Raw genomic sequence first — 20457 nt, 5'->3', positions numbered from 1 at the left:
GTTTGAATGCAATCCGGGTTGTAAACGAAGTAAACTAAAAAAGAAAATCTTTTTCGAGGTGAGATTATATGAAAAAACTTCTTTCAACACTTTTGGCTTTGCTTTTTGCTGCCGGAATTTTCGCCCAGAATCAGAGCATTGTCTATTTTACGCGCGACGTTTCTTCCGCGGGGCTTATGAAGGTTTACCGCGCGCTGAACCAGAAAATCGAGGGGAACGTGGGAATCAAGGTGAGCTTTGGCGGACCTGACGAGAAAGTTCTGCAGCCTGAGCTTTTGCGCGACCTTGTTAGGACGACCGGCGGCACTATGTTTGACGGAAACGGCTTGTCGGGAAACAGGCGCACTTCGGAGATGAATCTTTCGTATGCGAGGCGGCACGGATTTACGGAAATCGGAAAATGCGTTATGGTGAGCGACAGCGACTATATCAACCTGCCTTTGAAAGGCGGAAATCTTCTAAAATACGCGCGCACTGGAAAAGAATTCGCAGGCTTTGACACGCTGATTTCGGTTTTCCGCGTTAGGCTTCACATGCTTCCGGCTTTTGACGGAAACATCAAGAACATTTCGCTCTGCCTTGCAAACCGCAGCGGAAAATGCATTATCCATTCAGGCGGCACTGACGAAAATCACTACCACAGCACACCGGCGGACGTTCTTGAAAAAAGCTTTGCCGACGCCGCAAAAGCCGCTCTTGACTACAAGAAAAACTGGGCGTTCATCAACGTTCTTGACGACATCGAGCCGAATGACAATTGCCGCGGCGCAAAAAATCTAGGAAAAATCGGAATCATCGCTTCGAACGACATTGTGGCTCTTGAGCAGTGCACTTTGGACTTTGTGATTGAAAAAGCCGATGTTGACAGCGCCACAAAAGCCGAATGGAAAGCCGCCCATCGCGTTGGAATGGTCGAGCAGCTTGAAAAACTCGGAGGCGGCACAAGAAACTACCGGCTTGTGGAATTGAAGTAGGGAAGTGGTGGAGCTTGCAATGAAGAAAATTCTTTTTACGCTGGCTGGAGTTTGCCTTTTGTGCGGCTCGGTTTTTTCGGAATCTAAAATGATTTTAATCAAAGGCGGAACTTTTCTGATGGGAAGCCCTGCTTCGGAGCGGATGCGCGGCGAGGACGAGACTCAGCATTCTGTTACGGTGGACGATTTTTATTGCGACGCGTTCGAAGTCCGTCAGTCGGATTACGAAAAACTGATGGGAAAAAATCCTAGCTATAACAAGGACGCGAATCTTCCTGTTGAGAACGTCTCGTTTTACGACGCGCTTGAATACTGCAACAGAAAATCTTTGGCGGAAGGGCTGGCTGCGGTTTACAAGATTGGCGGAAAAAACGAGAAATCTTCGATTTCATTTCCCGATGTTGGTGTTGACTTGGCTGCGGACGGCTACCGGCTTTTGACCGAGGCGGAATGGGAATACGCCTGCCGTGCTGGAACTACAACGATTTTCAGCACAGGAAACTGGAACAATCCGAAAGACGCGAACTACGAGGGAAGCTATCCTTATTTAATAGAAGAAAATTATGTTCGGCGCACAAATCCGAATGTTCAGCCGGGCTTGAACCGCGGAAAAACAGTCGCGGTGGACTCTCTCTCGCCGAATGCGTTCGGGCTTTACAATATGCACGGAAATGTGGGCGAGTGGGTTTTTGATTATTACGGCGAGTATGGCGATTCTGTTTCTGCTTCGGGCGTTGCTGGACGTTCTGGCGGAAAGTCTGTCTTGAATCCGCTTGGCTCTGCAGCTGGCGTTTACCGTGTGAACCGTGGCGGCGGATTCAACGATTTTGGAAAGCACTTGCGGAGCGCGTACCGTTCTGCTTCAAATCCGCTCACAAAAGACAGAAATCTTGGATTCAGAATCGCGCGGAACGTCGGAAAACGGAACGGCGTTTTTGAGACAAAATACGATGAAAAAGTCGCTTCAATATCAATTCCGAAAAATCCTCGTGTGCTGGTTGCGTATTTTTCTTATTCGGGGAACACCGAAAGCGCGGCTGAATATATTTCAAAAAGCCTGAAATCAAAATTCGGCGAGGAAAAAGTTGACCTTGTGGAGATTGAAATGCAGAATCCGTACCGAGGCGGAATCTATGATGTGAGCCAGCGCGACTTGATGAACGGAACCCGTCCTCCGCTAAGGACAAAAATCCCTGCTGCAAAAATGGCGGAATACAACGTTGTGTTGCTCGGCTACCCGACCTGGTGGGCGACTCTTCCAATGCCAGTTTATACTTTCCTTGAAAGCTACGATTTTTCGGGCAAAACTGTTGTTTCATTTTCAAGCCACGGCGGAACAATGTACGGCGACAGCGTGAGCGACCTTTCAAAGCATTTGCCAAAAAGCTACGTGGGGCTTCCGTTTGAGTTCTTCTATTCCGGCGGACGCGACCTGAACGCAAGAATCGACGGATGGCTAAAATCAAGCGGACTGTGATTTGTTCCGAATTAAAAAATAAAGTAACTATGTTGAGCGAATAAAGTAACTATATTTTCAAATATAGTTACTTTATTTTAAAATATAGTAACTATATTTGCCCAACAAAGTGGGTATATTTTGCAATATAATCTGAATATGAAAATGCCGTTTATTTCCCGCTTGCTTTGGAAAATGTAAAGCCAATCAACCTGATAGAATCTTTGCTGCGAGCGGAATTGACACCTTTGTAGATTGCTTACATCAATTGCTTACATCAATTGGAAAAGTTGTTCTTTTAAACGAGCGTTTTTTGGGACAACTTCTGTTGTATTTTCTTTGTTTATATTTTTTTCAATGGACATTTTTGTTCCTATAAAATCTGATACATAAAAATGTAGTCAGCGTCATATTTTGGTTTTATGTGGAAATAAATTATTTTTCCGTCTTTGCTTTTCGTTCATATGCACGCTTCTTTTCGTAAGCAGCAACATCTTTGTTTAACTGCGTAAAGTCTGGACGAGGTGTTGATAAGATTTCTTCAAGAATGCGTTTCCCGGGAGTATTGGGAAAATTGCGCCATGAAACAGGTTTTCCGTATGTCATTTTACTGCTTTATCCACATTTTCAGTATAGCATAAATTTCATATTCCGTCAAAAACGGCATTTCAACGCAATTTCTATATTTATTTCTGGACTCACTAGGCGGATATTGGGCAAAATCAAGCCTCAAACTCCGTTAAATCGACAGGTTCGGAAACTTTTCCATTTTGCACATTCTTAATTGCAGCATCTATCATATTTAGAACCGGCTGTGAGATTTCAAAAGAAACAGCCAATTCGCGAGACTCAAGTTCAATCTGACCTTCTGCAAATTTTTGAACGTGATAATATTCATGCTTTGAATTTCTAAAAACAGCTCTTTTTTTCATATCCATCTTTGCGATAGACAGTTCCGTTGTCTATAGAATACGTCATTTCATTGAAAAAATTAAGCATTTTCTGTCCCAAAAAACGCTCGTTTAAATGGGCAGAAAGAATCGAAATTCCTTGGGAACCTTAATCAAAATAACTTAAAAAATACTTATAAAATTTGCAGTTTATTTTCAGGTTGCGGTGGAATGGATTTAGGCGCGATTGGTGGATTTTCTTTTCAAGGAAAAGAGTTTGTTCGTCTTGCAACTGATATTGTTTTTTCAAATGACATCGATTCTGATGCGGCTGATGCTTATAATGCAAATTTAAAACTGTTTCATCATGATGATAAATGTCGGTTGGGGGATATTCGAGAGATAGAAACATCAGAAATTCCTGATTTTGATATTCTTCTTGCTGGCTTTCCATGTCAACCTTTTTCTAATGCTGGAAATAGAAAAGGTGTAAATGATGATAATGGAAGAGGAACGCTCTTTGAAGTTTGTGAACGCGTTTTAAAAGACAAGATAAATTCAGGGCATAAACCAAGAGCATTTGTATTTGAAAATGTCCGTGGAATACTTTCTTCAAAAATGCCTGATGGTACGACTGTTCCTGATGAAATTAAAAAGAGAATGGAGTCTTTGAATTATATCGTTTCTCATCAATTGGTTTGTTCTAGCAATTATGGTGTGCCACAAAAACGTTATCGAGTTCTTATAGTTGGTATTGATAAATCAATTCAAGAAAAGCCATTTGATTTTTTGAAAGCTGATGAAATTGTGAAGAGTGAAAATCTACCTTCTGAAAAAAATCAAACTGCGGAAAAACTGGTTCTTGGCTCAATTTTGAAAGATATAGAAGAATCTGGAGAGTATTGGGAATATTCAAAAACAACTCAGGATATGATAGAAAAAATCGGTCCATGTGAACATGGTAAAAGTGCAATCCAATTTTTTAAGGATAATATGCCTCTTAAAGAAATGCCTAAAAATATTTTTGAAGGTCGTTCTTGGAAAAATGTTCCGCCAGAGCAGCTAACACCTCGTTTTTTGAAAATTTATAACGAACCCAAAAAATATCATGCTCCAAAATTTTTTAGACGTTTTGCTTATGGTGAAATAAACGGAACAATAACAGCTTCGGCTCAACCAGAAAATTGCGGAATTACCCATCCTGTTGAAAACAGAAGATTCTCTGTTAAAGAAATAAAAAGAATTCAATCATTTCCTGATAATTTTTGTTTGGATTCGATTCCATTGCAATCTCGTTACAAAGTAATTGGAAATGCAGTTCCGCCTGTTATGGCATGGGTGTTTGTAAAAGCTCTTGTTGAAACTTTGGAGGGATAAATATGTATTTTGAAAAAACGTTTTTATTGAATTTATATAAAATGTTGGCTTCACTTTATTCTGGGGGTGATATAGAAGCGCAAGGTGGTACTCAGTTTGTAAGTGAATTAAAATATTTTTTTGCAGCGGATGAATTTAAAAAGAAAATGAGTCGGGCTTGCGATACACAAATAAAATCTGATAAAGATTTGTTTATAAAATGTGTAGGCAGTATGGTTTATCTCTCAACAGAAAATTCTGAACAGTTATTTTTCACAAAAAACTTTGCAAACTCTTTTGGAGAATCAAAAGACTATAATGTTGGAAGTAATTTTTTCAGTGTGAATGTTGTAAAAACTTCGATGCATTCAAGTTCGTCTCTGAGATTTCCAGAACGACATGCAGAATTGTTGTCTGTTGCAAAAGGAAAAATTGATGTATCGCCTGTCGGTTACGAAAATATTACTGCTGATAAAAACTATCTTGGAAGTTCAATAAAAAAATTTGCTATTCTTTTTTTGTGGCTAAATAGATATACAGATTTTGTTTCAAAAGATTCCATTTATTCAGATTGTTTTAAAAATTTAAAAGACAAATATTCAGATACATTGGTTGACAAGTTAAAATGGAAAGATAATTCTGTAAAGACTGAAATCAAGAATTTGATTGCCGATATAAAATTATCTGATGAACAAGAATTTTTAAAAAGGAAAGATTTTCAACTTATAGAAAATTTAAGAAATTCGAAACTGGAAACTTCTGAAAATAAGAATTTTGCAAAAAATCATTCTCAGTTAATTTATTACGGAGTTCCCGGTTGCGGAAAAAGTCATAAAGTTGACAAAATAATAAATGCGGCTATACCTAATGAAAATGACAGGGAACATCAGGTTATCCGAGTTGTTTTTCATCCGGATTATACAAATTCAGATTTTGTCGGGCAGATTATGCCTCTTGTTGATGATGGCATAGAGTACCGGTTTAAGGCTGGTCCTTTTACAAGAATCTTAAAACACGCATACAAAGAACATTCTAAAAAATTCTTTCTTGTAATTGAAGAATTGAATCGTGGGAATGCCGCTTCAATTTTTGGAGATTTATTTCAGCTGCTTGACAGGGAAAAAGACGGATTCAGCACTTATTCTATAAATAATCCAGATATAAGTTCTTTTATAATGAGCGAAGATGATTATCATAATGATAAAATTGTGCCTGAGTCTAAACTAGTTGGCGGAGACAAATGGACTTTGGATACTCCAATCCGTCTTCCGCCGAATCTTTCAATTCTTGCCACTATGAACACTAGCGACCAGAATGTTTTTACGCTAGACAATGCTTTTCAGCGCAGATGGAAAATGGAATATATTCCGAACAATATCAAATATGAAGATATGAAAGATGATGCGCAAAAAAATCAGTATGACTTGAAAATAGGGGAAACAAACATAAAATGGGGAGCTTTCCGCGACAAGATAAATGAAAAGATTTCTGATTCTAAATTTTCGTTTTCCAACGCGGAAGACAAGCAGCTCGGGCTTTTTTTTATAAAGGCTGAATCTGAAACTGACACAGCTGAAGAAATTCATGAAGCAGATAAACCCGAAAAAATTCCTGAATCGGATTTTGCCAACAAAGTGCTTAAATATCTTTGGAACGATATTTTTAAGCGTAATCATGAAGAGATTTTTCTATCTAATATAAGAACTTTTGGCGATTTGCTTTCAAACTTCAAAGGCCCAGCCGCCTTTAAAAACTGTTTTGACTCAAATTTTGCCGCAGAGCTTGAAAAGAATAACAGTCCGTTGACTGAATCTCCAGACCAACCTGCGCAGCCTGAGTAGCTTCTAAGGCCTAAAATCCTTATGCCAGAAAAGTCATTATCTAAAGAAAATCAAATTTCTCTAAAAATTGCGCAGAGCGGAAGCGACTTTGTGGGAATAAAAATCACGCAGTCGGAACGGTCTGTAGCTTTTCCTATGGGGTACGCTCTAAAAGTGTCGGCTTTGGATTCCTCAAAAATCAAAAAGGAAGAGCGGAACGAAATTCTGAATCTTATAAAGTCAATCGCTCTTTGCACTTTAAACAAAAAAGGCGAGAGGGTCTCTGCTCTGAACGGCGAGATAAAAAACGATTTTCCGGTAAAGTCCATGCTCTTTATAATAGAAGATTTTTTGGACAGGGGAATTTATTATACTGAAAAGGAAACTTTGCACACAAAATCCACCGGCGGAAAAATTAACTGGAGCCGTACAATAAAAAGTGTGAAGCCTGCAGTTTCGGAAAGCGGAATCACGTTTTTGGATTTTATAGTCCGCAAGAACCGCATTCAGGAAAATCAGCTTATAACCGAGATTCACAAATACTGCGTTCACAAGTGCTTTGAGATTTTCGGCTTTTTGTACACTTCATCATTTCCTGAAAAAGGCCTGCTTGATGAAGATGACATTTCAAAAAACAGAAAATATTATGCCCAGGTTTTGCAGGAAAAAATCGGCTCGACTTATCTTGAATCTAACATTGAGCTTTTTGAAAATCTGCTGAATTTTATAAATAGTTTTGATTCTGAAAACGAGACAAAAGAAGCTGCCTATGGAACAAATTGCTTTCAGGTTGTCTGGGAAAGCCTTGTCGATTCAGTTTTTGGAAATGTTCAGAATAAAGAAAAAGAGGAATACTTTTATCCCGCGTCAAGATGGAATTTCCCGGACGAAAAACCAAAGAAGAACGCTCCTTTGCGGCCTGACACAATTATGATTGTAGAAAATCCTCTGGCGAAAAACAGGCGAAAATGCTTTATCATAGACTCAAAATATTACAGCTACACAATGCTTCGCAAGCTGGATTTTGAAGAAGACGAGAGCGGGCAGGAAAGCGTTTTAGTGCACGGCTCAATTCCCGGAACTGACTCAATCCAAAAACAGATTACTTACGCGCAGTACATAGATGCCAGCATGAAAAGTTTTGACTCAGAAAAGCGCGAAAAATACCGGTTCAATCCCGGCGATATTTTCAATGTGTTCATTTTGCCGGAAGATAATAATATAGAAGAAAAACTAAAATACATCGGAAACGCGGCAAGCGACTGGCACGACGGCAGCAAAAACTACCACACAGTTCACGCGGTAACATTGGACACAAAGTTTCTGCTGGAAAACGGAAACAAGAAATGCCTTGAATTACAGAAAGAACTTGCTGAATTGATTGAAAGGAATATATAGGTCGAATGTCGGGTTTTAATAAAAACAGCTACTAAACAGTTATTCCTATGCTAACAAGGCTGTCATTGCCGTGCTTGACACGGCAATCTTGCTAAAAAAAGAGCAAGAGATTATCGGGTCAAGCCTGATAATGACACTAAAATTTAAAACTCGAAATTGAGCCATATAGACTGCGTTTCTTGCATAACATGATATTCCTATAAAATATTTTTACTTTTCCAATTTTTCTGTTATCCTTTTTGAAAACGGCAGGCTAAAAGGAATTCAAAATGCACGTGAAAAAAACTCTTAAAATCATAACCGACATTCTAATGTTCGCGGACTTTATTTTTCTGATGAGCCACGAGGTTGTGCGGAACCTTTCATCTCACGGAATTTTCGGGGCTGCGCTTTTTGCGCTTTTTATTTTGCACCACATTTTGAACGGCGGCTTTTACCGTTCTGCGCTGTGCGGAAAATACAATTCCGTGCGGATTTTATTCAGCGCGACAGCGTGGCTTTTGTTTGCCCTGATGATTTTGATGGCGTTCAGTTCGGTTATGACGAGCGGAGCGGTTTTTGCGTTTTCTTCTATTAACATGACTTCCTGGAGCCGGCCGCTGCACACTTTTTCATGCTCCTGGGGATTTTTAGTGATGGGCTTTCACCTGGGGCTTCATCTTCATTCAAAGCTGAAAAAACTTGAAGCGGCGGCAAATGGTAAAAAATCTGGCGACGGAAAATTAACTGTCATTGACGGGCTTGACCCGTCAATCGCTTCAGTCCAAAAAAGAAAAATCTCTGCAAAGTTTATCATTCTTCAGATTCTGTGGATTCTGATTTTCGCGCTCGGGATTTTCTGCATTGTCCACAGCCAGCTTTACGTCTATCTTTTCTGGCAGAACGCATGGAAACTTTCCGCGCCGAATATTTTTGTCTGCGTGGCGGAATATTTGGGGATGACCGCCGGAATGATTGCGCTTTCGCATTTTGCTGTGAACTTTTTGAAATAAAAAAATGAAACGTTTTTCTGCTTGGTGGTCTGAATGTGAATTATGAAAAAAACTGATTCATATTTTCATTGAATTAAAGTATGCTTAAATATATGAAAGCTGTAAATATTTTATCAATTTCGAAATTTGTGCTGGCTTCTTCCATTGTGGTGGCTCTTTGGGGATGCAATAAAAATTCTGCTGTTTCTGATGCCGGTCTGAATGAAAGCCGTCCGGTTGTAATTGGAATGCCGAATCCAATCAAAGAGTCAACTGCGGAAGAAATTTTGAATAAAATTGGCGTTGCTTTTGCTGTTCCAGATGTAGCGGAAAAGGTTCATTATTCAGTGATTAGTGATTCGCTTGCCCAGATGGATTTTGTTTGGAACAATGCTGAATGTACTGCTCGTGCTGAACCAAGCGGCGAAACTTCTTTAAAAGATATTTCAGGTTTTTACTACAACTGGAAAAATTCTTTAGAAGTGAAAGTTGGCTACAATAACGCAAAGGCAAACTGGACAAAAGATGAGAACGGAAATTCTGTTGGAATCTGCATCTGGTGGGATGCCGCTCCAGGAATTATGTACAGCGTAAGCATGAAAAACAATGCCGACGCTGAAAACTTGAAAAAACTTGCGAATGCGGTTTATGTTCAGCAGCAAGGAAATCAATAAAAATTATATTGATTTTACATTCCGCCCAAAACGCCCATAATAATTCCGCCGATTATAAGCGAGCCAATCTGCCCTGAAACGTTTGCGCTCACTGCGTGCATGAGGATGAAGTTCTGATTGTCTTCCTCAAGGGCGATTTTCTGGACAACGCGGCTTGCCATTGGGAACGCGGAAATTCCGCACGCGCCAATCATCGGGTTCAGCTTGTCGCCTTTTTTGCGGAACAGGTTCAGGAATTTTGCGAACAGGATTCCGCAAACCGTGTCGCCGATAAACGCAATCAGTCCCAAAAGCATAATCAGAAGCGTCTGCACGGTAAGAAAATTCTGCGCCGTCATGCTGGCTCCCACGCTGATTCCCAAAAGCAAAGTCACAATGTTTGAAAGCTCGTTCTGCGCCGCATCCGAAAGTTTTTCAAGAACACCGCACTCGCGGATTAGATTTCCGAACATCAGGAATCCGATTAAAGCCGCCGCATCCGGAATCAGAATGCTCACCGCAACAGTAACTGCAACTGGAAAAACGACCATTACCCAGTGCGGAATGTTCTTGTTTTTCGCCTGGATTCTAGTTGTGCGCTCTTTTTTTGTCGTAAGAAGCTTGATTACAGGCGGCATTATAATCGGAACAAGGCTCATGTACGAGTAGGCCACGACCGTAATCTGCCCCAAAAGATTTTTTGCGAATCGGCTTGCAACCACAATCGCAGTAGGACCGTCCGCAGCCCCGATAACACCGATGCTTAAAGCCTCGTTTACGCTGAAGTTGAATCCAAAGTACGCGACCGCCGCAGCAATAAAAATTCCAAAATGCGCCACAATTCCAAAGACCAAAAGCCACGGACGCTCAAGAAGCGGGCGGAAGTCAATCATCGCGCCGACGCCGACAAAAATCAGAAGCGGAAAAAGCTCCGTCATGATTCCGCAGTCAAAAAGAATTTTAAGCGCGCCCGGATGCTCAGCAGTTCCAAGCACAACCGCCAGCGGAAGATTTACCAGAATCGCGCCAAATCCAATAGGTAGAAGCAGCATAGGCTCGTACTTTTTGTATACCGCAAGAAAAATCAGCAGCGCGCCAACCGCAATCATCGCAAAATTCTGCCAGGTCATCGCCCCGATTCCGCTCGAAAAATAATCCAAAATCAGTTCCATTTTAAAACCTCCATTTTGACTGATTGTCATTATCCTGTTTGACTTCCACTGTCATCTTCGGGCTTGACCCGAAGATCTAATTAGCCTGAATGTCGAGTTTTGATAAGAACAGTAATTTAAGTGTCATTGCCGTGCTTGACACGGCAATCTTGCAAAAAAAGTGCAATAGATTATCGGGTCAAGCCCGATAATGACATTAAATCATAAAACTCGAAGTTTGGGCTAATTATCAGTTTCCTAACCGATTTTGCTATGCAAACATCGCAGTATCAAGCAAGGGAATGACATTTTTGGTAAAATACGCCGCAGCAAAAAAAAAGACCCTTTGCCCGGTCACCCTGAAACTAACAGGATAATCAGGCAAAAGGTCTTGTTTCTTCAGTTTGCACCGAAGCCTAAGAACCAGACTCAAAGAGCCGGCTGTTGATTCTTAAGGAAGTAACTACTCCCCCTTTGCTTGCAGTAATATTGCAGTAAAAGGGGAGCAGTGTCAAGAGCAAAAACTAAAACTTAAAGTCAGACATTTTTTCGCTTAATGACTTGACGTTCGCTGAATTTTCTAGAACGTGTTCTTTTGAGTCAGCCAAAGTTTCTGTAACTTTTTGAACAGATTCATTAATGGAATTTACTTTGACATTTGTTTCTGAAGTTACTTTGTTCAAATTCTTCATTTCTACAGAAATCTGCTCGCCGCCCTTAAGCATTTCCGCAGCTCCGTCCTTTACGGTTGCTGTTGATTCTGTTAAGCGGCTGATTCCTTCAAGAATCTGCTTGTTGCCTTCAGTCTGTTCAGTCATTGCATTTGAAATTATAAGCTCTTCGTTCTGAACTTTCTTTATGAGAGAATAAATGTTGTTGAACTGAACAGAAACTTCGCTTGCATTTGTGGCAACAGAATTAATTGATTCAGAAAGGCTTCTAAGGTTGTTTTCAATTGACTTTGCGCGCTCATTGCTCTGCTCGGCAAGTTTTCTGATTTCGTCAGCAACAACAGAAAATCCTTTTCCAAATTCACCGGCATGGGCAGCTTCAATCGCGGCGTTCATTGAAAGAAGGTTTGTCTGGCTTGCGATGTCCTGAATAACTTTGCTTGCGTCCATAAGCAATGAAGATTTTTCAAGGACTTCTTCGGAAAGCTCGCTTGCAATGTGGACTTTTTTCATTCCGGCTTCGGATGCGCTTTCAAGTTCCTGGACAGTTCCGTTGTTCTTTTTAAGGCTTGAAGTTACACCGTTTACGTTTGCAACCATCTGCTCGATTGCGGCGGACGACTGGTCAATTGCCGATGTCTGCTTTTCAATTTCGTCGTTCAGGTGGCGGATGTGCTTGATGATTTCTTCAACAGTTGCGCTTGTCTCTTCAACAGAAGCAACTTGATTTATCATCTCGTCCTTTACGGAATCTGAAATGCTCTTTACATTTGCAATTTCTGAAATCGACTGGTCAACGTGCTCCGAAACTTCAGACGAAACAGCCAGCGTGGAATTTACATCCTTGCTGATTTCCTGAAAAATCGTTCTTATGATTTTGTATGCGTTGTTCAAGTCGTTTATGATGATTCCGAAGTCGTTTCTTGTAACAACCTGCGCCCTCTTTATCGCGTAGTTCTTTTCGGCAAGCGCTCCCAAAATTGCTTTTTCTTGCTGAAGATTGTTCTTTATGTCGTAAGCGGTAACAGAAGTTGTAAGTCCGACTGAAATAAAGCCGAATACTGCCGCAGGGAAAATCACTTTTAGAACGCCCGAAACCGAAGAGTCAGAAGCAACGCTGGGAACTAAAAAGGATGCCGTGATAATAAGAAAGCAGCCCAAAAGGTTTACAAGTGTCATCAGTATGATTCGTTCACGGTTTGATGAAGTAACAACTGTTTTGTCGAACGGAAGCCAGTGCAAAAAGTGCTCGAAGCGGCTGTTGAAAATTGTGTAAAAGCTGATTCCGTAAAGCAGCATAAAGCCCGTGCAGATAAGAATGATTGAAAGGTACGGAGAGCTTCCTTCAAATGCGGCGAACTGCGTGTCTTTTAAGTGAATCACAAAGCAGGCGAGAAAAGGTATTGCAATTCCCAAAACTAAATTTATTGCAAAAAGCATCTTGCCTGAATATTTCAGCAAAAGATTTATTTTTCTAATAACTTCATCTGTTCCGTCATAAGTTTCTATTTTTTTGCGAAGAAATCTGTAAAAAACAAACGGACACAATGCCGCTACCACATAGGCAAGAATGGTGTAAGGCGAAAACAAAATAGTTGTAAGCTCTTCTGTTGTAACAATTCCTGAAACACACAAGTAGACAGGAGCCAGCAAGAATGGTGAAAACGAAGATAAAAGCAGCAGCAAAGGAAGCTTTACATAAAATAATTTTCTGTCAGTTTCTGAAAGTTTTTGTTCCATAAAAAATATTCCTCACAAACAGTATATTTTTATAACAAATCTGTATCAAGTAAAATTTAAATTTTTTACAGAAAATAAATATCAAATTAACAATGCGTGATTTTAATGCGTAATGTGCGGTTTTTGCTTGTTCGTGAAATTTTTGCACTGTCTGGCAAAACGTATTTTCTTGTTATGAAATTATTTCATTCGCTTGCCAACGCATTTTTTTATCTTGCAGAAAATTTTACGAGCTTCCCAACGCATTTTTTGCTCGTGCGAAATTTTTTACGGTCTGCCCAACGCATTTTTTGCTTGTTCGAAAAGTTTCACGCTTTGCCTAGCACATTTTCTGCTCATGCGAAAAATTTCATAAGCCGAAGTGGCGTGTTTTCTTCAAACGGAATAGTTCCGTTCATCGTCCGCAGGTAATTTTTTGCAACGGAATGATTCCGCAGTATGCCAGCACGTACTTTCAATAAACGGAATAATTTTTTCAGCATAGAATCACCTTGACAGCCGATATTTAGTTTATTATATTCTTTGTTAGTTACATTATGTAACTAAACTAATTGCAACGAGGCGATTCATGAAAAAACTGGTTTCTTTTTTATTTGCATTGTTTGCCGCAACCGGCATTTTTGCGCAGTCTAAAAACACACAAAAAATGAGCGTTGTATTCGGCGGAAAATCCTACGAGCTTAATCTTTCACAAAACAAGACTGCCGAAGTTTTTGCAGAAAAAGTAAACGGAAAAAGCCTTTCGATGACAAAATACGGCGGGTTCGAGTTCTACAGCTACACCGCGCTTGACTACGGCAAAAGCGACTCTTCAACTTCCGCTTACAAGGCAGGGCACGTCTATTACAACTTGAATTTTCAGGCGATTTCCGTTGCCTACGCTGACCACAGCATAGGCTCTGCAAAGGCGGTTGAAATCGGCGAATTTGCGGACAAAAGCGTTTGCGGCGCGCTGAAAAATCTTTCAAGCGGAAGCGTTTTTGCTTTCAGTCTGGCTGAATCCGTTGCGTCTGCTTCTGAAAAATCTTCTTCCGTTTCTTCAGGCTCAAAAAAGCTCGTCGTTTACTACAGCCTTACAGAGACAACCGCGAAACTTGCAAAGCGCATTGCAGACGAGGCAGGCGCGGACTTGTTCCGGCTTGACTGCAAAGTTCCGTACTCAAAAAATATGAACGAGTGCGGCCGCGAGTCAAAGGCGGACATAAAAAACGGAGTTCACCGCGAGCTTGCTTCTGTTCCGAATCTTTCTGGCTACGATGTGGTTTTTGTGGGAACTCCTGTCTGGTCGGACGACATGGCAAATCCTGTCGAGACTTTTCTTTTGCAGGCGGACTTGCGCGGAAAAACCGTTGTTCCGTTCTGCACTTACTGGTCTAGCGGACGCGATTCAACCTTGAGACGCATTTGTGATTTGGGCAAAGGCGCAAAAACTCTTGACGGAATCGGTCAGGCGCACTCGCAGACAGCGGACGTTTCTTCTTGGCTTAAGAAAATCGGTCTGAAATAAGCGAGGAAAGTTGTCATTGTCCGGCTCGACAGGATAATCTCCTGTAGTGAATACGTCTGGTCAATGTTCGTATAAACCTAAAATAAAGATTGCCTTGTCACGCAAGGCAATGGCAAAAAGATGGAAAAACTTATGAAAAAATCACTTTTGTTTTTTGGAACTTTTTTAGCGATGACCGCAGCACTTGCGGCGGAATCTGGCAAACCGGCTGGACAAGCTGAAAAAACTGTAAGACTGAACAGCGGCTACGAAATGCCTGTTGCAGGGCTTGGAACCTGGACTTTGACAGGCGAAACCTGCGAGAATGCCGTTTATTCCGCGCTCAAAACCGGCGTGCGTCTGATTGACACCGCAAAATATTACGGAAACGAGGCGGAAGTTGGAAATGCGATTCAGCGTGCGATTGCGGAAAAGCTCTGCACGAGGGAAGAGATTTTTTTGACGACAAAAATTGTTCCGTGGTCGTCTGACCCAGCGGCGGACATAGAGGATTCGCTTGAAAAACTAAAAGTTGACTACATAGACTTGTGCCTGCTCCACCAGCACGGAAGCGGCGACGACAAAGTTTACCGGGCTATGGAAAAGGCGTGCAAGGAAGGAAAAATCCGTTCAATCGGAATCTCAAACTTTTACACGCCGCGCGAGGTAGAGCATTTTGTCCGCGACTTTGAAATCAGGCCTGCGGTAATCCAGAACGAGAACCACATTTTTTATCAGGGAACAGCGTTGCGTGACTGGTGCGAAAAATATGGAATCCGCATGGAAAGCTACTATCCGTTCGGCGGCCGCGGCCACACAAAGCAGAGCCTTGAAAATCCAGTGATTTTGAAAATCGCCGCCGCCCACAAAAAAACTGCCGCCCAGGTGATTGTCCGTTGGCATATTCAAAGCGCCTTCACAGCGATTCCCGGCAGCTCAAACCCAAAGCACATCGCTGAAAACTACGACATTTGGGATTTTTCTCTGACTGACGACGAAATGGCGCAGATTTCAAAACTGAACACCGGAAAAAGATATGAAAACTGGTAGAAAGTGACGCTGATTTTTTAAGTTGGCGGAATTTTATCTTCTATGCTGCCGGAAACTCTAATCTTTTTTCCGAGTAAACTATCTTAAATTCTCAATCGCTTTTTCAAGCAGGCGGATTGTCTCGGTGTTGTCGGCACGGAATTTCTCGTCGCGGCCTGTAACAAGGAATTCAACGGTTGTTCCGAGCGCGCGCGAAATTCTTACTGCCTGAACTGCATTCGGAAGCCGGTCGCGGTTAATCCAGGACTGGAGCGTGTTGTAGCTTTCGCTGATTTCTGCGGCAAGCTCTTTCTGTGAGATTCCCCTGTATTCAAGTTCGCTTTTTACATTGCTCCAAAAGTCTAACATCACCTTAAAATTAGCACAAATGTACAGATTATAGATTGATTTAAATACGAATGTCATTTATTCTGTTTTCTGATAGTACAAACGTACTAATAAAGGGTGGTAAAAATGACAAACGGAAGTACTTTTTCAGTAGCGAATAAGGATATTTCGGAAAGCAAAACTGCTCGGTTTATCGATGTGGAAACTTCTCGCAGAATCACTTCGCTTCGGTACATCTTGAGCGTGCTGGTGGTCTTTATCCACAACAATTTTACTGCGGAAAAACTTGCCGAATCTTTGGCGGAAGGAAACAGAATTCCCATTTTTGCACAAAGCGTGGCAGGGGAATGGATTCAGTTCGTGATTTCTTCCGCTCTTGGAAGCTGCGCCGTTCCGCTTTTTTTCATGTTCAGCGCGTACTTGTTTTTCAAAAAAGACACTCCTTATAAAGTCATGCTGAAGAAAAAGACAAGGGGATTGCTGATTCCATATTTTGTGTGGATTGCCCTGAACATTGCACTTGTAACGCTCGGAAAACTTTTTGCCGCAAAATTGAATCCTTCGCTCCTTGCAAACCCGGAGAAAATTCCTGTTCTGACCTGGAGCGTTCTGGATTGGCTCAGGGCTTTCTCGGGATTCGGATTCGACAAATTCAATCATCCTTATGTCGGCCAGTTCTGGTTCGTGCGCGACCTTTTGATTCTGTTTCTGATTTCGCCGGTTCTTCGCAGTATATATAGAAGATTTCCTAAGACCTCGCTGATTTTCTGCGTGTTCATCTATATTTCGGATGTTCTGCCGCAAGGCTTTGACTCGGACAGGGCTGCGCTTCTTTTCTTTACGCTTGGATATTTCTGGGCGGAGCGGAATTTTTCGCCGTTCGCATTTGCCGACTCTTTCCGTTGGACGGAACTCTTTACGATGTTCGCATTCTCTGCTCTTGGCTGCAACCTGATTTTCAAGGGAAATTCCGTTTGTTCTGCGCTGATGGTTCTTTTTTCCGCCCTGATTTTCCTGAAACTTTCCGGCTCGATTTCTAAAAACCAAAAAACTTTTAGCTTTGCAGAAAAACTTTCTCCGTTCTCGTTCTTTCTGTTCGCGGTTCACATGCCGTTTCTTCTTGCCTGCGTCCAAAATCTGTGGCTTCGCTTTTTGCCGATGAAAAATCCCGCATTCTGCCTGCTTGAATATTTCGGGGCGAACATTGCAATTGTCGCGCTTGGAACTTTCGCCGGCATTATATTGCGGAAAGTCTGTGTGCCGTTGTTCAGCATTTTAAACGGCGGAAGAAAATAAAGAGTGAAGGGAAATTTCTAGAGTTTTATAACAGAAAGCCCGGGGATTTGTTCAAAATGCTTATCCTGTGTAATTACTGATATATTGTTGGCTATGGCAGTTGAGGCAATCCACATATCATTTTCAGGGAGAATTTTTCCTTTTCCTTGCAATGAAGCTTTTATTTTTCCATATTCAAATGCGACATCTTTTGTTATATCAAGAATGGGATAAGAAAGACAGAAGCTCATGTATTTTTCTCGATTAGTTGATTTGAGCTGAGATTTTTCTGCTCCGAACATTAACTCACCTAGCACAACAGAAGATGTATGAACGTCTGAATATTTTCTTGCTTCAGTTGCCACTGCAATATCGCCTTTTATTATGCGAATAATCACATTAGTATCAAAAATATTACCATTCATTTGGTTCTATTCTCCTGCAGTCCTGAACAGCTTGGAGCATTTTTTTACTGTCTTCTTCGCTGATTGTTTCAAAGAATTTGTCTATGGGAGAAGTTTTTGCTGCCACAGTTTCCTGTTTTTTTGTTTTAAAAATTTGGGAGAGTTTTGAAAGTAAAGCCACGCACTGTTCATAAGAAAATGAATCCATTTCTGTTAACATTGTATTGAATACAGCATCGCTCATTTTAGACCTCCTATAAAAAGTCAAGATTAAAATTCAGTTTTAGGATTGACTTTTTAAGTTGTTTCGCAACGAAGGGAGAAACAACAGTTGATAAGAAAGTTTGCAACGCAAACTTTTAAGGATAAAAACAGATGCCATTTTCAGCTGTTTTTATCTTACCTCCTTTCAGACATATAATAGTATAACATAAAAATAAAGCTTTCTCTATGATTTTATCCTTATTGACGGAATCTTTGCATTGTCTTGACAGTTGAAATAAGGTTTATTATATTCTTTATTAGTTACAAAGTGTAACTAATTTTTTTGTGGAGTGGGATGGAGAATCTATGACAAAAGAAGAATTTTCTAAAATCGACAAATTTGGAGTCGGAGAATCGAACGAGGCTTTTGCTAAGTATTTTATCGGTCAGTCGTTCTTAAAGTCGCTTACGGATGCGAAAAAGGGCGAGATTCCGATTTTCAACGTTACGTTTGAGCCGGGCTGCCGAAACAACTGGCACGTTCACCACGTGGCAAAGGGCGGCGGTCAGGTTCTAATCTGCACGGCTGGAAGCGGCTGGTATCAGGAATGGGGAAAAGAGGCGGTTTCAATGGAAGAAGGAAGCGTCATCGTGATTCCTGCGAACGTGAAGCACTGGCACGGCGCAAAAAAAGACAGCTGGTTCAGCCACATAACGTTTGAGCCGGCAGGCGAGGAAACATCCAACGCATGGCTGGAGCCTGTAAGCGACGAAGAATATAATAAACTTGGGGGGGGATAATTCCTGTTGACAATCTGCGCTTTGTAAGTCATAAATTAACAAATTCTATTTTTACGGAGCAGAAAATGCAGATTGTTGAATACGACCCAAAATATAAAAGCGATTTTGTGCGGCTGAACACGGAATGGCTTGAAAAACTTTATTACATTGAATCCTACGACCAGTATGCGATGGATCATGTTGAGGAGCTTATCGAAAAAGGCTCGATGGTCTATTTTGCTGTTGAGGACGGAAAAGTTCTTGCGACGTGCATGATTGAGCCGCTCGGAGACGACGTCTGGGAAGTCTGCAAGCTGGCGGCGGCCGGTCAATACACAGGAACTGGAGCCGGCTCTGCTGTTTTAAAAGCCTGCATGGATTATGCACTTTCTCACGGCGCGAAAAAACTTTGCCTGATTACGATTTCCGGCTTGAAGCCTGCAATTCATCTTTACAAAAAGTTCGGATTCGTTGAAATTCCGTACAGAAAAGATGTCTGGCATTCTGAAAAAGCGGACGTTGAGATGGAATACATTGTGAAATAAGGAAAACTGAAAAATCAGAGCGGCTTCATTCGTTTGCCTTGCAGTGCAAGTCATGGCGGAGAAAAGATTGTTCTGTTCCTCTGTTATTCCCGTACTTGATGTGGGAATCTTTTTTTTGCTGAGTGTAGATGATTTTCGCCTGCGTTAAAATAACGTTCCTTGAACTGGCGTGATTTCTTCAAACGGAATAATTTTGCGAGCCGAAACCAATCTTTTTTTTATGAACGGAATCTATGACAAAAGAGGACAGAAGCCGTCCGGTAATTTTTATTCAATTTCAGCGGAAAAATTATCTAGTGTGCTTTCCGTCCATTTTCGACTTAGTTCTGGATATGTTTCTTCAAGTGAAAGAAAATATGTGAGCGCGGCCGGAAAATTTCCAGTGTAATAATAAGATTCGCCAAGATAAAAATTTGCTCTGTCTGTAACTTGCTTGTTTCTATTTTGCGCAAGGAATTTTTTCAGAGCGTCAATTGAATCTGAATATTTTTTCTTTATAAATGAAGTGCGAAGAATTTCAAACAAAAGATATTCATCTCCACCGGCTGGACTTATCAAGTCTTCATCAAAAATATAAACCTGCAAAACTTTTGTCTGTTCTTTTTTTGATTTTAAAAGCGGCTGAATTTTTTTGCGTGAACTTTCGCTGATTTTAGTTTCCTCAGGCTTTGAAGTTTCCCCAAGGACGTCTACAAGCGGCAAAGGAAGTTCGCGCATTTTGTCTTCGTATTCTTTTTTTGCCTGTGGAGTTTTTTTGATTGAAGGCTGGCCAAGATAAATTGCGGCGGAAGCTTTGATTCCTTCAGTTGTTGCATTTACTCCAGGAAGCACAAGCCGGACTGGAGTTTCAGTTTTAAGTGATTTTTTTCCGTCTAGCTGCTCATCATAATAGATTTCGCTATTGCCTTGTTTTTTTTCGTTTTCTGAAATCATTGTGATTACGGCGTAAAAATATTCACTTGTATCTCTTGGCGAGTCCGTGTAGGAATCTGTAATTTTTTCTACAGTTGCCAAAGGCTGGCTGAATTCAATTTGATCGTAACTTGTAAAAGGCTTTTTGTTTCTGTAGATTATAAAAGAAGAAATTGAGTCTGTGTCATTTTTTGGCAGAATCCAGCTTATTGAAATTTTTCCGTTTTCAGCCTGAATTGCGTTGATTCCTGTAACAACTGGGCGTTTGTTTTGCGCAAATAAAATTGAGAATGAAAAAACTAAAAGTGCCGATGAAAAAAATTTTCTAAATGAATTTGAAATTTCCATATTTTGTATTTTGGACTAAATTCCGCTGATTTTCAAGTGTATCTTG

Annotated in this window: 20 protein-coding genes; 12 read left to right on the top strand and 8 right to left on the bottom strand. The window is 41.0% G+C overall.

Features of this window, described 5'->3' with window-relative positions; all coding sequences use genetic code 11:
* The first annotated feature begins 68 nt into the window (after positions 1–68).
* Together B3209_RS10670 and B3209_RS10665 are read left to right on the top strand one after the other, a co-directional pair.
* On the top strand, positions 69–974 hold the full coding sequence (locus B3209_RS10670) for a DUF362 domain-containing protein (protein ID WP_296690585.1): 906 nt from the start codon (positions 69–71) through the stop codon (positions 972–974).
* 19 nt (positions 975–993) lie between these two features.
* Positions 994–2451 (top strand): flavodoxin, encoded by a 1458-nt coding sequence (locus B3209_RS10665; RefSeq protein WP_296690584.1) that lies wholly within the window; start codon positions 994–996, stop codon positions 2449–2451.
* A 414-nt stretch (positions 2452–2865) separates the two neighbouring features.
* Here the strand turns inward: B3209_RS10665 and B3209_RS10660 are convergent, their stop codons facing one another.
* Positions 2866–3036: a hypothetical protein gene (locus tag B3209_RS10660; protein WP_296690583.1), complete on the bottom strand. Its 171-nt coding sequence runs from the start codon at positions 3034–3036 to the stop codon at positions 2866–2868.
* Positions 3037–3152: 116 nt separating this feature from the next.
* Positions 3153–3362 (bottom strand): hypothetical protein, encoded by a 210-nt coding sequence (locus B3209_RS10655; RefSeq protein ID WP_296690582.1) that lies wholly within the window; start codon positions 3360–3362, stop codon positions 3153–3155.
* Between the two features lie 159 nt (positions 3363–3521).
* Between B3209_RS10655 and B3209_RS10650 the strand changes: the two genes are divergently transcribed.
* The 5 genes from B3209_RS10650 (at position 3522) to B3209_RS10630 (ending at position 9539) form a co-directional block, all read left to right on the top strand.
* Positions 3522–4697, top strand: a complete 1176-nt coding sequence (locus B3209_RS10650; RefSeq protein ID WP_296690587.1) for a DNA cytosine methyltransferase — start codon at positions 3522–3524, stop codon at positions 4695–4697.
* A 2-nt stretch (positions 4698–4699) separates the two neighbouring features.
* Entirely contained in the window at positions 4700–6517 is a 1818-nt protein-coding gene (locus B3209_RS10645; protein ID WP_296690581.1) for an AAA family ATPase, read from the top strand.
* A gap of 21 nt (positions 6518–6538) precedes the next feature.
* On the top strand, positions 6539–7894 hold the full coding sequence (locus B3209_RS10640; protein ID WP_296690580.1) for an LlaJI family restriction endonuclease: 1356 nt from the start codon (positions 6539–6541) through the stop codon (positions 7892–7894).
* A gap of 269 nt (positions 7895–8163) precedes the next feature.
* Complete coding sequence (locus B3209_RS10635; RefSeq protein WP_296690579.1) at positions 8164–8886, top strand: DUF4405 domain-containing protein; 723 nt, start codon at positions 8164–8166, stop codon at positions 8884–8886.
* An 80-nt stretch (positions 8887–8966) separates the two neighbouring features.
* Positions 8967–9539 (top strand): hypothetical protein, encoded by a 573-nt coding sequence (locus tag B3209_RS10630; RefSeq protein WP_296690578.1) that lies wholly within the window; start codon positions 8967–8969, stop codon positions 9537–9539.
* A 14-nt stretch (positions 9540–9553) separates the two neighbouring features.
* On the opposite strand, the gene B3209_RS10625 is transcribed toward B3209_RS10630, so the two are convergent.
* Positions 9554–10690: a sodium ion-translocating decarboxylase subunit beta gene (locus tag B3209_RS10625; protein ID WP_296690577.1), complete on the bottom strand. Its 1137-nt coding sequence runs from the start codon at positions 10688–10690 to the stop codon at positions 9554–9556.
* Positions 10691–11193: 503 nt separating this feature from the next.
* Positions 11194–13080, bottom strand: a complete 1887-nt coding sequence (locus B3209_RS10620; protein WP_296663904.1) for a methyl-accepting chemotaxis protein — start codon at positions 13078–13080, stop codon at positions 11194–11196.
* Positions 13081–13648: 568 nt separating this feature from the next.
* Between B3209_RS10620 and B3209_RS10615 the strand changes: the two genes are divergently transcribed.
* Positions 13649–14587, top strand: coding sequence for a flavodoxin (locus tag B3209_RS10615; protein WP_296663903.1), 939 nt, complete (start codon positions 13649–13651; stop codon positions 14585–14587).
* A 132-nt stretch (positions 14588–14719) separates the two neighbouring features.
* Positions 14720–15616, top strand: a complete 897-nt coding sequence (locus B3209_RS10610) for an aldo/keto reductase (RefSeq protein ID WP_296663900.1) — start codon at positions 14720–14722, stop codon at positions 15614–15616.
* Between the two features lie 78 nt (positions 15617–15694).
* Here the strand turns inward: B3209_RS10610 and B3209_RS10605 are convergent, their stop codons facing one another.
* Entirely contained in the window at positions 15695–15964 is a 270-nt protein-coding gene (locus B3209_RS10605; protein WP_294013916.1) for a helix-turn-helix transcriptional regulator, read from the bottom strand.
* Between the two features lie 105 nt (positions 15965–16069).
* Here B3209_RS10605 and B3209_RS10600 point away from each other — a divergent pair, with 105 nt between their 5' ends.
* Positions 16070–17239 (top strand): acyltransferase family protein, encoded by a 1170-nt coding sequence (locus B3209_RS10600; protein ID WP_296663897.1) that lies wholly within the window; start codon positions 16070–16072, stop codon positions 17237–17239.
* A 17-nt stretch (positions 17240–17256) separates the two neighbouring features.
* Here the strand turns inward: B3209_RS10600 and B3209_RS10595 are convergent, their stop codons facing one another.
* Both B3209_RS10595 and B3209_RS10590 read right to left on the bottom strand, forming a co-directional pair.
* On the bottom strand, positions 17257–17643 hold the full coding sequence (locus B3209_RS10595; protein WP_296663895.1) for a PIN domain-containing protein: 387 nt from the start codon (positions 17641–17643) through the stop codon (positions 17257–17259).
* The gene (locus B3209_RS10590) at positions 17633–17866 is read right to left on the bottom strand and encodes a hypothetical protein (RefSeq protein WP_296663893.1); all 234 of its coding nucleotides are present in this window, start codon (positions 17864–17866) and stop codon (positions 17633–17635) included. Before B3209_RS10590 ends, B3209_RS10595 begins: the two co-directional genes overlap by 11 nt.
* A gap of 326 nt (positions 17867–18192) precedes the next feature.
* On the opposite strand from B3209_RS10590, the gene B3209_RS10585 reads away from it, so the two are divergent.
* Both B3209_RS10585 and B3209_RS10580 read left to right on the top strand, forming a co-directional pair.
* On the top strand, positions 18193–18627 hold the full coding sequence (locus tag B3209_RS10585) for a cupin domain-containing protein (protein ID WP_296663891.1): 435 nt from the start codon (positions 18193–18195) through the stop codon (positions 18625–18627).
* Positions 18628–18692: 65 nt separating this feature from the next.
* Positions 18693–19151, top strand: a complete 459-nt coding sequence (locus B3209_RS10580) for a GNAT family N-acetyltransferase (RefSeq protein ID WP_296663889.1) — start codon at positions 18693–18695, stop codon at positions 19149–19151.
* Positions 19152–19418: 267 nt separating this feature from the next.
* Here the strand turns inward: B3209_RS10580 and B3209_RS10575 are convergent, their stop codons facing one another.
* Complete coding sequence (locus B3209_RS10575) at positions 19419–20411, bottom strand: hypothetical protein (RefSeq protein ID WP_296663888.1); 993 nt, start codon at positions 20409–20411, stop codon at positions 19419–19421.
* Between the last annotated feature and the right edge of the window lie 46 nt (positions 20412–20457).

Origin of the sequence: Treponema sp. UBA6852 (assembly GCA_002449305.1) — a bacterium.
Lineage (GTDB): Bacteria > Spirochaetota > Spirochaetia > Treponematales > Treponemataceae > Treponema_D.
The sequence above is the reverse complement of the archived record's forward strand: the minus strand, read 5'-3'. Positions and strand labels throughout refer to the sequence as shown.

Coding starts and splice junctions, on each gene's coding strand:
- B3209_RS10660 (WP_296690583.1), bottom strand. CDS start 3,036: ATGACATACGGAAAACCTGTTTCATGGCGCAATTTTCCCAATACTCCC.
- B3209_RS10590 (WP_296663893.1), bottom strand. CDS start 17,866: ATGAGCGATGCTGTATTCAATACAATGTTAACAGAAATGGATTCATTT.
- B3209_RS10635 (WP_296690579.1), top strand. CDS start 8,164: ATGCACGTGAAAAAAACTCTTAAAATCATAACCGACATTCTAATGTTC.
- B3209_RS10580 (WP_296663889.1), top strand. CDS start 18,693: ATGCAGATTGTTGAATACGACCCAAAATATAAAAGCGATTTTGTGCGG.
- B3209_RS10605 (WP_294013916.1), bottom strand. CDS start 15,964: ATGTTAGACTTTTGGAGCAATGTAAAAAGCGAACTTGAATACAGGGGA.
- B3209_RS10665 (WP_296690584.1), top strand. CDS start 994: ATGAAGAAAATTCTTTTTACGCTGGCTGGAGTTTGCCTTTTGTGCGGC.
- B3209_RS10585 (WP_296663891.1), top strand. CDS start 18,193: ATGACAAAAGAAGAATTTTCTAAAATCGACAAATTTGGAGTCGGAGAA.
- B3209_RS10640 (WP_296690580.1), top strand. CDS start 6,539: ATGCCAGAAAAGTCATTATCTAAAGAAAATCAAATTTCTCTAAAAATT.
- B3209_RS10575 (WP_296663888.1), bottom strand. CDS start 20,411: ATGGAAATTTCAAATTCATTTAGAAAATTTTTTTCATCGGCACTTTTA.
- B3209_RS10645 (WP_296690581.1), top strand. CDS start 4,700: ATGTATTTTGAAAAAACGTTTTTATTGAATTTATATAAAATGTTGGCT.
- B3209_RS10595 (WP_296663895.1), bottom strand. CDS start 17,643: ATGAATGGTAATATTTTTGATACTAATGTGATTATTCGCATAATAAAA.
- B3209_RS10610 (WP_296663900.1), top strand. CDS start 14,720: ATGAAAAAATCACTTTTGTTTTTTGGAACTTTTTTAGCGATGACCGCA.
- B3209_RS10615 (WP_296663903.1), top strand. CDS start 13,649: ATGAAAAAACTGGTTTCTTTTTTATTTGCATTGTTTGCCGCAACCGGC.
- B3209_RS10630 (WP_296690578.1), top strand. CDS start 8,967: ATGCTTAAATATATGAAAGCTGTAAATATTTTATCAATTTCGAAATTT.
- B3209_RS10620 (WP_296663904.1), bottom strand. CDS start 13,080: ATGGAACAAAAACTTTCAGAAACTGACAGAAAATTATTTTATGTAAAG.
- B3209_RS10655 (WP_296690582.1), bottom strand. CDS start 3,362: ATGAAAAAAAGAGCTGTTTTTAGAAATTCAAAGCATGAATATTATCAC.
- B3209_RS10600 (WP_296663897.1), top strand. CDS start 16,070: ATGACAAACGGAAGTACTTTTTCAGTAGCGAATAAGGATATTTCGGAA.
- B3209_RS10625 (WP_296690577.1), bottom strand. CDS start 10,690: ATGGAACTGATTTTGGATTATTTTTCGAGCGGAATCGGGGCGATGACC.
- B3209_RS10670 (WP_296690585.1), top strand. CDS start 69: ATGAAAAAACTTCTTTCAACACTTTTGGCTTTGCTTTTTGCTGCCGGA.